Here is a 13,206-nt window from a genome sequence, read left to right as displayed (position 1 = left end):
TTAATCGGTTTTTGTTTTCTATATATAAAGGGAATTTATGTAAACTCTATAATTTTCAATCATGTAGTCCTGAAATAATTCAGGGTTATATCTTTATGATACGGTGTGCCAGGATGGCTCTGCAGTATCTCATGCCCTGATACCTTTTCGACAGCATTTGCCATGTTTATTCGGCCATTTCAGACAGGTTGAGCACTGAATTAGATTAAGGATTCAGGTTTAAATGAATCCTAGTATATAATTCATGTGCTTTCCACGTTCGGTCTCAGATTTCGGCTTAAAGGAAAACGGATTCCGGTTATTGTTCCTGAAGGAGCTTCATCACGTCATGTTTTGTTACAACGCCAATGACTGTTCCTTTTTCTATAACAAGTACAGCAGGGTTTCCTTCCAGTATATGCGAAACTACTGAGATCGATATTCCGGGAGATACTGTAGGGAACGCCTCCCCCATTATCCCTGAAACTTTCAACTGAGAGATGGATTTTTTCTTGCTCTCGCCCATCAGTTTTATGATCATATCTTCCGAAACACTTCCAACCGGAATACCCCTTTCAAGCACGGGAATCTGTGAAAAACCATGAATATGCATAAGGTTTACCACCTCTTCTACCGAGTCTTCAGGAGAAACATGAATTGCAGGGGAATGCATCAGGTCCTTTATGATGATCTGCTGCTCCTTTTCAGCCTCCTCAAAAGCATTAAGGATTTTCCTGACCGTTGAAAGCCTGGGGTCTACATCTCCCGATTCGATACGGGCTATAAGAGGCTGACTGACACCTGCCCTTTTAGCCAGGTCGCTCTGGGTAAGCCCGAGTTCATTTCGTCTTTTTTTAAGATCTTCGGGTGTTGGAAGCTGCATATATATTACCGATAGTAATTATGGTATTTAATGTCATTGGTTAACATTATTTAAAGAGTAGATATATAAATTGCTTTCGGGAACACGAAATACCAATCAGAAAAAACCTGTAAAATAGGTTTTAAAAAAAGAACAAAATCTAAAAAGGATCAATTTTAAACAATGAACAATGCAAAGACAGTAAAAGAATATTAAATAGAAAATAAAGAAAAAAGAACTATAAAATAAAATCAATATAAAATCAATATTAAAAAGGGAACTATTCAGTGCATAAAAATCAATATTAATCGGCATCTTATTAGATATAATATGAGCAAAAGTCGTTGACTCCATTTTATTTAATTGTTGATTATTGATTGTGTTTTTCAGTTTTACAAAAGGTGGTATGTTCATGTATTAAAAATATTAAAATCAATATCAATAGAATAATTTTTGATGTGCAATGAATATATTCGAAAAGATTAAAAATAGAAAGCAAAAAAGAATAAAAGAGAAAATGATAAAAAAGAATAAAAGAGAAAATGATAAAAAAGAATAAAAAGAAAATGATAAAAAATAGATATGTTATATTTTCATTTTTAGATATAAGATGGATTTTCTATTTCCTTGGACTTCTTGGTTCTCAGTTCGCCTTTAATAGCTTCATAATATTTCATGGTATCCGGAGTAACTGAAGGCCCTGTATCTGCAATCGCTTTAAGGAAATGTTTCTGTTTGACGTTTTTTGCATGGATTTCTTCGCGCAGGGCATACCTTCCTGCCTTTTTGCATATGGCTGCGAGATCTGCACCTGTGTACTGGTCAGTCAGGTCAACGAGTTCTTCAATATCCACATCCTCTGCAAGAGCCATCTTCTTTGTATGGACCTTGAGGATTTCCCTCCGGGCCCCTTTATCCGGGATAGGCACAAGGATAAGCTCATCAAAGCGCCCTGGACGGATCAGGGCCGGGTCTATGATGTCAGGACGGTTGGTTGCGCCAATCACCACTACACCCCGGAGCTCTTCGAGCCCGTCCATTTCGGAGAGGAGCTGATTAAGGATCCGGGCTGTAACCTGAGGCTCTCCTGCGGAGATCCCGCGTATGGGAGCAAGAGAGTCAAGTTCGTCCAGAAAGACAATGGAAGGAGCAACCTGTCTTGCCCGCATGAAGACCTCGGCAATCCTCTTTTCGGACTCCCCGTACCACTTGGAGAGGAGGTCGCTTCCTTTGGCTGTGATGAAGTTGGCGTCGGATTCATGGGCAATGGCTTTTGCAAGAAGAGTCTTTCCAGTGCCCGGAGGACCGTAGAGGAGCACGCCTTTTGGAGCTTCCACTCCTATGTCCCGGTAAGACTCAGGGTTTTTAAGTGGCCATTCCACAGCTTCTTTTAAGAGGCATTTTACATCTTCCAGGCCGCCCACATCGTTCCAGCTGACATTGGGGATCTCAATAAGAATTTCCCGGATGGCTGAGGGCTGGACTTCTTTCATGGCTTCTTCGAAGTCTGCTCTTGTGACCTGCAGGGTGTCCAGGAGTTCCTTTGGGATCTGGGGTTCTTTCAGGTTGAGCTTTGGGAGGATACGCCGAAGAGCACTCATGGCAGCTTCCCGGCAGAGTGCCGCAATGTCAGCCCCCACAAACCCATAGGTAATCTGGGCGAGATCCCTGAGGTTTACGTCCTCGGTAAGAGGCATACCCCTGGTATGGATCTGGAAAATCTCAAGCCTGCCTTCGGTGTCAGGGACCCGGAGTTCTATTTCCCTGTCAAACCGGCCTGGGCGGCGCAGTGCAAGGTCCAGGGCTTCGGGGCGGTTTGTTGCACCTATCACGATCACGTTCTTGCGGCTTTTTAAGCCGTCCATCAGGGAAAGAAGCTGGGCGACCACCCTTCTTTCTACTTCCCCTGTGACCTCTGCTCTTTTTGGGGCAATGGAATCTATCTCGTCCAGAAAGATGATTGCAGGGGCATTCTTTTCGGCATCATCGAAGAGATCACGGATCGCTTTTTCAGATTCCCCGTAGTATTTGGACATTATTTCCGGGCCGTTGATGGAAATGAAATAGGCATCAGACTCATTTGCAACTGCCTTTGCAAGCATGGTCTTGCCCGTCCCGGGAGGACCGTGGAGCAGCACCCCTTTTGGAGCGTCAATCCCAAGCCGGTCAAAAAGTTCAGGGTGTTTCAGAGGGAGTTCTATCATTTCCCTGACCTTTGTAATGGCATCCTTGAGCCCGCCCAGGTCTTCGTACATAACAGTGGGAATGGTCTGTTCCGGAGGAATTTCCACGGCTTCTGGAAGGAGTTCGATTTCGGTCATGTCCGTGATCTTTACGATCCCCGAAGGGGAAGTGGAAATAACCTGCAGCTTGATTTCCCCAAGCCCGAACGAGGGGCCGAAACCCTGTCCGAAAAAGTCCTGGAAAAAGTCATCGAACATGAGCCCCTTGCTATAAGTGTCCCTCTCCCTGGACCTCCTTAAGCTGGTGGTGGAGATAAAGTCCCCCTTTGAAACCGTACGGTTCATGAAGACCGCACTGAGGGTCTCACTGGGAGCATAGATTTGCATGCCTCTCGTAACGGGAGACAGGGTCACATGCTTTGCTTCTTTCCATTCAGCTTTCCGGATTTCCACATATTCCCCTATACTTGTCTTTGCATTGGTACGGATAAGTCCGTCCATACGGACAATATCAAGCCCGGCATCACTGGGATAAGGACGGCCTATAAGGGCAGAAGTTGATTTTCCACCTTTGATCTCCACAACATCAAAGGGTTTCAGACCCAGTTTCTCCCTGTATATTTCGTCAATTCGGACAATTCCTTTTCCGACATCCCGTTGATCGGCTTCCGCAACCTTAAGTTTTACAATCGATTTATCTCCCTCAGTCAAATAACACCCTCCATCTCCATAGTAAAATATTCCCCTCTGTAAAAGTATACGGCTTTTTGAAAAAATAAGATCAATGTGTGACTTTTCAGGCTGGTTTGGCTTCAGTCGCTTACCCTCTCTGCCTCCTCATCCAGCTTTTTTAAGTTTGTAGGGATAGGGTTTTCTTTGAGAAGCCTGGCGAAGTACACAAGATTATGTGCCATGTATCTTACTGTCCGATTCGTGTAAAGGTGCTTTTCCCCTCCGGCTTCGATGTAACTGGGTCCTGGGCCTGCATCACCAACCCAGTAGCAGTCAACATTGGGAGGCACAGTACATCCGAGGTGGGTCAGGTTGAAGAGTGTGGTTGCAGCAACATTGTGCGCTCCATCTTCGTTGCCGGTGACTATAACCCCTGCCACTTTCCCATAAAGGGGATACTGCCCTGTTACGGGATTCCCATCCATATACGTCCCGTCCAGCCTTTCAAGGACCATCTGGGCCACCGAAGAGCGTACGCCGAACCAGATGGGAGATGCTATTATCAGGATATCACAGGCTTTTATTTTTTCAAGTATAAAGGGCCATTCGTCTCCGTTTCCTTCATCGGAGGAAATCCCGAAAGCTATATTGTAGTCAACAACCCTCATGACCTCACTCTCAACACCAAGTTCTTTAAAAATAATCACAGCCTTGTCAACAAGAGCACGGGTGTTCGATACCTGAGGTGATTTTTTCAGTGTGCAGTTCAAAAAAAGCACCCTCATCGCCATAGTATCATCGCCATAGTATATATGTTTCCAAATGCCGTTATATATACGGAAACGTATAAATGTTCAGAAAGATTATTACTTCACCAAACCTTATTATGGATTTACTGCCAGGATACCGGTTTCCTTCTGGAGTCATGATTCATCTTTTATTCTCCTGGAGGGGGACGCTACTTAGTCTTCGATAAAAAGAGATGAGAAAATAGACTCATAGATTAAGGAAAATAGAAAATTGGAAAACGGAATAGTAGAATAAAAAGAAAAAAGATGAAAACAAAATAAAATCCTATATAGGAATTACGCAGTTGAACTGAAAAACAAAAGCGGAAACCATTTAACGGTATAAATCACAGTAATACTGATAAGGTCATATGCACATGATTGCTGATAAAACCATATGCACATGATTTCATATATCAAGTGCGTAAATCCTGATAGAAATGGAAAAAGGAAAAATATTAGAGTTTAAGTTCTTTAGCCATTTCCTGGAAAACTTTTCCTTTATCAGTTGTGATGAAAACACCGTTTTCGTGTTTTATAAGCTCTTTTTCTTTCAACATTTCCAGATATTTCTGAGCAATGTTAAAGTTAAGATTTACCTCATAAACGATATGTGTTTTCTTTGCCCCATTCATTGCTACTCTTAGAATATCTACTGCAATATCTGTCCTGCTCCTTCTCTTCAATACTGACTCCTCCCCCACTGTAGATTCAGAATAATCTTTGTAAGAATCAACGCTTTCAAAATATATTAAAGCGTATCTTTTTGTAGGTAACAAAGATTCTAAGTCTTTATCGTTTCCCTTTCTATATAACAATATCAGTATTATATAAAGTATTAAGTTATAAATCGAAAAAATAACATACGGTTAATACACAATTATACAAACATGAACGTTACTATATAAAAAAACTACCCAGTTTTAAAATCTGAGTAAACTTAAAAAAGATTAGTGGGCCCGCTGAGATTCGAACTCAGGATCCCCGCCGTGTAAAGGCGATGTCATGACCGACTAGACCACGAGCCCAGTTTGCTACATTTACATCATTTAAATGCTTGCCTTACAAGCAGTTGCTTGAAATGCAGAGTCAACAAGTCACTAGTAATATATATGTCTTTTGTTCGGAGAAGGGTTTGAAAATTTATTTAGACGGATGATATTTATATACACCTATAATTTCACAATCTCTAAGGTTGGATGCCCATTACTTCAGTTAAGGAGGGATTCCGTCAACTTTCTGGCATTTATTCCACTTTATTGGATTTATTCACTCTGATTTGGAAACGAGTTTCCGTAGCAAGTAACACGGTTTTGGAAAAACGTCTCATCTTGTCAATGTTGGACATGCTTCTTGTGTGTAACACGTCGCCCCTACCTCTCAGGACTTTTGATTTCAGACTTTGGCTGATCAATCAAGGCTTGCGGAAACAGGCCTCCCACTTTAGGGGGATTATTGACCTATATTTTTCGGAGAGAGAACTGGAAACAACTGAAATGGAAAATATAAAGTTACTGCTTTGAAAGTATGAAAATCCCCACCGTTTACAGGTATTCTTTCGGCATTTTTTGTATCAGAATTCATACAAGCAAAATATATTTATACGAGATTAACATGATGTAATATGTGAGCGGGTCTCTCTTTTGTAAGATAACCCCAACCCCCCAACACCCCAATTCATACTCCCCAACCCGCTCATACGAATTATATTGCTACCTGTTTATGTGATCTTATCATATTATGCTATCATCAGGATACTGTCAATAAGATACTATTATCAGGATACTATTGATAGGCTTGTAAAAAATGACCATAGAAGTCAAGCCAGTTTTGCAGGGCGATTCAGGCGTATTTCAGGATAATACCAGGTAATACTCTATTTTAAACTCTATTAATAAACTCTATTAATAAACTCTATTTTAAACTCTATTAATAAACTCTATTTTAAACTCTATTAATAAACTCTATTTTAAACTCTATTAATAATGGAAATGCTGTCACGGAAATAAGATAATAAATCAACCTCCGACCGAAAAGCATTGTTAATTGCCCGTAAATTAATCTGCTTGAACGAGCCAGACTGTCCAACAATTACTACAAGTAATAACTTAATTTACTCTTTTTGTTAAAGGCTTTATATTTCTTATTTTGCACATATTTTTACCCTGAGACCCATTATCTGACTGCACAGGTTCCAGAAAAACATTATTGAGAAGAACAGTTTGAGAAATTAGTAACTATAAAACTGTAATTATAAATTATAATGTATATTATAGAAAGCTATTTATAGGATGTAATATTACTCATGCTAAGTGAGCGGGCCTCTTTTCCATAGTATAACCCCAAACCCATATCCCCCAACTATTCCCCCAACTATTCCCCCAACTCCCCAAGCCCGCTCACAAACTTTTCTCACGATTTTTTCTCTCAACTTTATTTAAAAATAAGATAATTATCTTAACAGTTCTTAACTTTTTTAGACTTTTCTTAACTTTACCATATGTGATCTCAATAAGGCCTGCATTATCTCAATTTATCTTAACTTATCTTAACTTATCATAACTTATCCCAGCTTATCTCAATTTATCTCAACTTATCTTAACTAATCTTAACTGTTATCATACGGATTACAGGTTTAATACCTGGGAACCTTTTGAAATAACTGTAACTCGAAAGAATAAAATAAAAAGAGTTTTACATGTAAAGGAACACTGAATCAGGCAGGCAAGAGAATATACTAAATATATTAAATAAGTATTTATAACTAAAGTTGTATACTTGCATTTGTGAGCGGATTCCAATCCAAACTTCCCAAACACACCAACAACTTCTTCTTTAATTCAAAGTCAACCCAGTTGGTTCCGCTCACATAAAACCTCAGTTCCTCTTTTGCAGTAGCCAGGATTGTGTATTTGTTTAGTCGGGTTGTTTATTTGTGTATGGTTGCTTATTTGTGTATAATAGTTTCAAATACACATGCTGTCAAACCCACAAAAAACATGTGTCGGCATCCTTTTGAAACTGAACGAGATAAAGTACCCGACCTTCCGCAGATGTCTTCAAAAAAATAACATTTTTCTTGATATCGTTTTTAGAGAATTATTCGAAAATCTGCAGTTATTATCTCAACTGAAACTTCGGAAAATGGCTGCTGGAAGTTTTCAATGAAGGCAAAAGGTTGAAAACTTTGGAAAATTTCAAAAATACGTGTTTGAGTAACTAAAGCGGTTTTCAGAAAAACGAGAGCAGGAAAAATTATGAAAAATGAACAGACATCTGCGGAAAGTGGGAAGTACGAAAATTCGGCATACATAAACCGACTGTCAGAAGACCTGAAAATTTAAAAAATATTTAGGGGAAATAAAAAAGAACTTTTCTGGATTGGGAAATCCAGAATGGAACAAAATGAACGATTCACGCTCTACAAAAATTTAAAAGTCGAAAAGTGTTTTCTGGGTTTTAGGCTCAGCTTTTTTCAAAACCTCTCCCGTATTATCCTGAGTGCCTGTGGAGGACGAAATTTCGTCAGATATCCTTTGGTCAGATATCCTTTGTTTTGATAGGTCGCTGTTAGTCGTAACTTTCTTTTTTGAAGGTATAGAGGAAGCTTCCTTCTCTACAGATTCAGAAAGGGATTTATTTTCAGGCAGAGGAGCGGAAAAAGAGAATAAATTATTTTCTACAGGTTCCGGCCAATCAGACAGTATCTTTCCTGAAGTCTCTTTTTTTTCGGGAATCTCTGGCTGTGTGTCAAATCCCATGATAAGGGTTTTCTGCTTGTCTTCCGAAGGATGAGAATCAGAAGCTTCAGATTTGCAGGCGGGAACCTCCTTTTGAGTCTCCTTTTGAGTCTCCTTTTGAATCTCCTTTTCTTCCTCCGGAATTATTACAGGGCAGCTGAGGGTTCTCTGCTTATTGTCTAGTGCAGGGGCAGAGACCTTAAAAAATTCCGGCTTTCCGGTTTTATTTCTTCTTTCATCGAGAAGTTTCTGTGCATCGTCGTAAATTTTCTGCAGCTTTTTACTTGCCTTTGCGCTTCCTGAGAGGTACATCAACTCTTCAAGCTCAAGCTCGAGATTTGCAGTAACTTCAACTGCAGATTCCTCATCTTTCAGCATTCGCGAATAAAACCCGAGAAGGTTGTTCCTCGAATAATGCATTGATTCAAAGCTGTGCTCCCCGATTTTTGAAGCGATATTGTCCCGCATGTCCCGCTTCGAACGCGTCTGCCCGAGCCTTCTCCAGAGTGATGGCTGCTGGTATTTGATAAAGCCGGGATACGGTCTTGTCTTTGAAAGGGCAGCTCCGCAGACCATAAGCATGCTGGCATACCTCCACATCCTGTAATTCTGGCGCTTTTTTACACGCCCCAGATAAAGGTCAGCCTTTGAAATATATTCAAAACCCGTCCTTATATCTTCAAGGTCACCGTCCTTGCGGGCATACTGGATAGGCAGGTTTTCATCGATCCAGTGCACGAGATCTTCAGGGCTTTCATCAAGCCCGCGTGCAGATTCAAGAGCCCTTTTACAGTCAGTGCTTTTAAAGATCTTCTGCATCGCCTTAAAGATGTTCTCCTTGACATCCCTGCCTGCAGTACCGATATCCTCAACTTCGAGCGCTTCTTTCCCGCTCGCTGCAGCCTGGAGATCATTCATGGCACTCCTGAAATCTCCACCCGCATTTTCTGCAATCTGCAGGACAGCTTCCTGGCTGCAATAAATTCCCTCAGCCTCACAAACCTTCTTCAAAGCAGGGACCATTGAACGGCTCTGCACGGACCCGAACTTAATTTCCAGGCACAGGTTCCTGATTGTGGGTGTTAGCCCGTAAATGTCATTTGCAATAAGCACGATCGGCTGGAGTGTGGCCTTTATGATCCCGGCAATAGCCCTCATTCCGCCCCTGTCCGAAGTCCCATGTATATTGTCCGCCTCATCAAGGATAATAAGACGCTTTCCACCAAAAAAGGTATTCATTGACGCTGCAGAGCCAGCAACCTTCTCAATAACACCTGCAGTCCTCTGGTCGCTTGCATTGAGTTCAATAACCTCCCAGTCCATGTTCCTAGCAAGTGCATGAGCACTTGAAGTCTTCCCTATCCCTGCAGGTCCATAGAGAATAACTGCCCTTCTCTCAGGGGTCCCGGATTGCCATTCCTCAGCCCATGCCCTGAAATCCTGCACTGCCTTCTTGTTCCCCACGACATCTTCAAGGGTCCGGGGTCGGTATTTTTCAGCCCATTCGATCGCCGACATCATCTTAAACCATACCAATAAAAAAGGAACTCATTATTAACTTTATATGTTTTAATTTTTTTAATGAGTTCCCCGCCTGTACTCCTACAATTTTTCCCAGCACCCCTTTTTAGAATAAAACATCACTCATAAATCAGTCCCCCTATCTAAACAACGTTAATTGCCCATAAGTTAGTTTGCTTGAGCGAAGCTCAGCTAAAACCCATCAAGTAGTCCTCTTGAGCGCAGCGAAAAGGACCGCGTACTGTTGCACTTGCAGTGCAACTCCCAGAAAATCTCCGATTTCCTGAGATCCCGAGGCGCAATTCGGATGGCGCAACTCGGGCGGGTAGGGCAAAATTAATTAATGTGTGTGTTTGTTTTTCTTTGAACTACTTCAAATCTTACATAAAAGTCTGGATGGATATGGAAAAGAACGGCATGTACGCCCTCCTTGAAGCTATCGAAGCAAGAGCCCGGACGAACAGGGCAAGGGTAGCTATGGGAATAAGGGAACCGAATCCCAAAACTCTTGAGAGTGCCTGGAAAGCCCAGGAACTGGGATATGCACAGGTTGTCCTTGTAGGGAACAAAAAAGAAATTGACGAGATCGGGACAGAACTTGAGGTTGTGGATACCGACGACCCCGAAAAAGTCCTTTCGGAACTCCTGGTTTCAAGAAAGGTGGATGCAGCTATAAGAGGCACTGCAAAGGCATCAGGAACTATCTCAAACCTGAAAGAAGCCCTTGGCATGAAAAGGGTTTGCAGACTTGCCCTCCTTCTGACAGCGGACGGCACACCTTTCTTCCTCGCTCCTGTTGGAATCGATGAAGGAAACACGATCGCAGATAAGCTCCGTATGATTACCCTTGGTGCAGAGTATATAAGGAGGTTAGGAGTCGAGCCTGTAGTCGGAGTGCTTTCCGGAGGCAGGATAGGGGATATAGGAAGAGACAGGCGCGTGGACAGAACCCTCGCAGATGGGGAATTTGTAACAGGACGAGCTCTGGAGCTCGGAATTGATACCAGGCACTATACCATTCTTATTGAAGACGCCATAAAAGAATCGAACTTCATTGTTGCCCCTGACGGGATATCCGGCAACCTTATTTTCCGGACCATTGCCTTCCTTGGCGGAGGTGACGGACTCGGAGCTCCGGTATTAATGGACGATTATGTGTTTGTAGACACATCAAGAGTAGGCGGGCATTTCACAAAAGCTATCATGCTTGCAAGTGCACTATCCTACCTTCACAAGGAAAGAAAAAAGGTGATTCACTGAAGACCATTGCAGATAGCTGGCCCCCTTTAAAAGGGGACTACGTCACAGGAAAACCGGATTCCAGGATCGCAGTCGTAACCCTTGCAAGCCACTTTGATGCCTGCCCTGATGCTGCCATCTGGGGGAGTTCAAAGACCGAAAACCTGGGCGTAGAAAAAATAATTGTAAATGTAATTTCAAATTCCAATATCCGGTATGTCCTGATCTGCGGGACCGAGTCAAGGGGACATCTGGCAGGCCACTCCCTGCTTGCAATCCACGCAAATGGGATTGACGAAAAAGGCAGGATCATAGGTTCGCAGGGTGCAATTCCCTTTATAGAAAATATCTCCAGAGACGCAGTCGAACGCTTCCAGCAGCAGGTTACACTCCTGGACAGAATTGGGTTGAACGACACAGAAGAGATCCGGAAGCTCGTTGAAGATTATAAGGATAGGGGAGAAGCATACCCTGAAGAACCCATGGTTGTCTGTGCCCCGAAAAAGAGGCAGTCCTCTTTTGCAGTTCCCACTTCAGGAGATGTAATAATCTCAGGAGAATTCGTAATGGATTCAATGGCAGGAATTATCTGCCTGGCAGAAAATCTCTGATCCTTCAATCCGAGATATATTGATTTGAATATATATTTAGAATCAGTATGTTTTATATGGATGTTTCATAATTAAGAGATTCAATTCGAATCCTGAAATCATAAGAAGTAAGTGAATTAATCATAAGAAATAAGTGTATTTTGAAAAATGTGGATTTTGAGGGCGTAAAGATGTTTAAGTTCCAGAAAGAACAGGAAATTGTTAACATTGCAGGGGTAAAGGTAGGCGGACAGCCTGGAGAACTACCTACCGTACTTGCAGGGACTATTTTTTATAATAAACACGAAATCGTAGAAGACGCGGCAAAAGGACTTTTTGATAGGGCCGCTGCCGAAAAACTTGTAAACCTGCAGGAGTCGGGTTCGGATACTACCGGAAATCCCCATATAGTCCATATCTTTGGCACTACCAACGAAAGCATCACGCGCTATATTGATTTTATTGCAGAGATCTCGGATTCTCCTTTTCTCATCGATTCCCCCGAAGGGACCGTACGTGCACATGCAGCACAGTATGTGAGTGAAATAGGGCTTGCAGATAGAGCAGTCTATAACTCCATAAACATGAGCATAAATGCTTCTGAAATAGAGGCTCTTGCGCAGTCCGATATTGACAGTTCTATTATCCTGGGTTTTAATGCAATGGACTCCTCCCTCCAGGGCAGGATGGAAATGCTCGAAACAGGTGCAGGCCTGTTAGAAGAGGGCCTTCTCTCAATTGCAGACAGGTGTGGAATAGTTAACAAGCTTATCGATCCGAGCATCACCCCTATGGGAAACGGAGCCGGAATAGCTCTCAGAATGACCATTACCGCAAAAGCAAAATGGGGGCATCCTACAGGCTCTGGAATTCATAACGCTCCCTCAGCCTGGAACTGGCTGACCCGGCAGAAAGAAAAAGACCCGGTCCTGTATAAAATCTGCGATATAGGCTCAACCTGCCTGCAACAGGCGGCAGGGGGGGATTTTATTCTCTACGGCCCCATAGAATATGCCCCATACGTTTTTCCCATGGCTGCCATGAGCGACATAATGATTGCAGAGTCAGTAGCTGACCTTGATATCGAACCTGCAGCCAGGCACCCGATTAACCTGCTGGTCTGATTTCTTCAAAACTGCAGGTTTCGCCTTTTACTATTTAAGAAACCACCAGTTTAAGCGAAATTATGGCAGCCTTCGGGTTGCCTTTTAAAAATTTGATTCGTAGAGCTTCTTGCTTCCAGCCCTATTTTAACCCTTATTAATCCACTTCAACCCTTATTATCAGATTCCTGTTTTCAGACCCTCATTTTCAGACTCCTGTTTTCAGACCCCCATTTTCATGTTTCATTTTCGGGTTTCATTTCCAGCTTTTATCCAGAAGATTTCCATTCAAAGTTAACATCCATGGCTTTAGTAGACTTTAACTTGCAATTAACATCCATGTCATTAGTAATTTATTAACAGGTGAAAACAGCATCCACTTTTAAGCAACAAAACACTTTTCAGAAACTCTGCTTCCAAAAGTATTTACTCGGCAGAATTTAATCCATAATATAAATTTCCTTGAAATGGGATTATTTTAAAAAATTTAAAAGATAGGGGAGTGAGATACTGGCTATAATCAAAAATA

8 protein-coding genes and 1 tRNA gene are annotated in these 13,206 nt (G+C 42.0%); 3 read left to right on the top strand and 6 right to left on the bottom strand.

What is annotated here, in order from left to right; all coding sequences use genetic code 11:
• Window positions 1-298: 298 nt before the first annotated feature.
• From EO98_RS02560 to EO98_RS02530, 6 genes are all read right to left on the bottom strand, one after another.
• The gene (locus EO98_RS02560; RefSeq protein WP_048140647.1) at window positions 299-862 is read right to left on the bottom strand and encodes a CBS domain-containing protein; all 564 of its coding nucleotides are present in this window, start codon (window positions 860-862) and stop codon (window positions 299-301) included.
• 578 nt (window positions 863-1,440) lie between these two features.
• Window positions 1,441-3,735 (bottom strand): CDC48 family AAA ATPase, encoded by a 2,295-nt coding sequence (locus EO98_RS02555; RefSeq protein ID WP_048140648.1) that lies wholly within the window; start codon window positions 3,733-3,735, stop codon window positions 1,441-1,443.
• A 101-nt stretch (window positions 3,736-3,836) separates the two neighbouring features.
• Window positions 3,837-4,487, bottom strand: a complete 651-nt coding sequence (locus EO98_RS02550) for a flavodoxin family protein (RefSeq protein WP_048140650.1) — start codon at window positions 4,485-4,487, stop codon at window positions 3,837-3,839.
• 455 nt (window positions 4,488-4,942) lie between these two features.
• Entirely contained in the window at window positions 4,943-5,263 is a 321-nt protein-coding gene (locus EO98_RS02545; protein ID WP_235282998.1) for a winged helix-turn-helix domain-containing protein, read from the bottom strand.
• 175 nt (window positions 5,264-5,438) lie between these two features.
• Window positions 5,439-5,512 (bottom strand) — tRNA-Val (locus EO98_RS02540).
• A 2,403-nt stretch (window positions 5,513-7,915) separates the two neighbouring features.
• Window positions 7,916-9,745 carry a replication factor C large subunit gene (locus EO98_RS02530; protein WP_048140653.1) on the bottom strand — a complete coding sequence of 610 codons (1,830 nt, stop codon included), beginning with the start codon at window positions 9,743-9,745 and terminating at the stop codon, window positions 7,916-7,918.
• A 402-nt stretch (window positions 9,746-10,147) separates the two neighbouring features.
• Between EO98_RS02530 and mtxX the strand changes: the two genes are divergently transcribed.
• From mtxX to mtrH, 3 genes are all read left to right on the top strand, one after another.
• Window positions 10,148-11,005 carry a methanogenesis marker protein Mmp4/MtxX gene (mtxX, locus tag EO98_RS02525; protein WP_048140654.1) on the top strand — a complete coding sequence of 286 codons (858 nt, stop codon included), beginning with the start codon at window positions 10,148-10,150 and terminating at the stop codon, window positions 11,003-11,005.
• Window positions 11,002-11,595: a tetrahydromethanopterin S-methyltransferase subunit A gene (locus EO98_RS02520; RefSeq protein WP_082098441.1), complete on the top strand. Its 594-nt coding sequence runs from the start codon at window positions 11,002-11,004 to the stop codon at window positions 11,593-11,595. Before mtxX ends, EO98_RS02520 begins: the two co-directional genes overlap by 4 nt.
• A 170-nt stretch (window positions 11,596-11,765) precedes the next feature.
• The gene (mtrH, locus tag EO98_RS02515) at window positions 11,766-12,698 is read left to right on the top strand and encodes a tetrahydromethanopterin S-methyltransferase subunit H (RefSeq protein WP_048140694.1); all 933 of its coding nucleotides are present in this window, start codon (window positions 11,766-11,768) and stop codon (window positions 12,696-12,698) included.
• Window positions 12,699-13,206: the final 508 nt, after the last annotated feature.

Origin of the sequence: Methanosarcina sp. 2.H.T.1A.6 (assembly GCF_000979455.1) — an archaeon.
Classification (GTDB): domain Archaea; phylum Halobacteriota; class Methanosarcinia; order Methanosarcinales; family Methanosarcinaceae; genus Methanosarcina.
This window is presented reverse-complemented; position numbering and strand designations above follow the sequence as displayed.

Coding starts and splice junctions, on each gene's coding strand:
- EO98_RS02560 (WP_048140647.1), bottom strand. CDS start 862: ATGCAGCTTCCAACACCCGAAGATCTTAAAAAAAGACGAAATGAACTC.
- EO98_RS02550 (WP_048140650.1), bottom strand. CDS start 4,487: ATGGCGATGAGGGTGCTTTTTTTGAACTGCACACTGAAAAAATCACCT.
- EO98_RS02530 (WP_048140653.1), bottom strand. CDS start 9,745: ATGATGTCGGCGATCGAATGGGCTGAAAAATACCGACCCCGGACCCTT.
- mtxX (WP_048140654.1), top strand. CDS start 10,148: ATGGAAAAGAACGGCATGTACGCCCTCCTTGAAGCTATCGAAGCAAGA.
- mtrH (WP_048140694.1), top strand. CDS start 11,766: ATGTTTAAGTTCCAGAAAGAACAGGAAATTGTTAACATTGCAGGGGTA.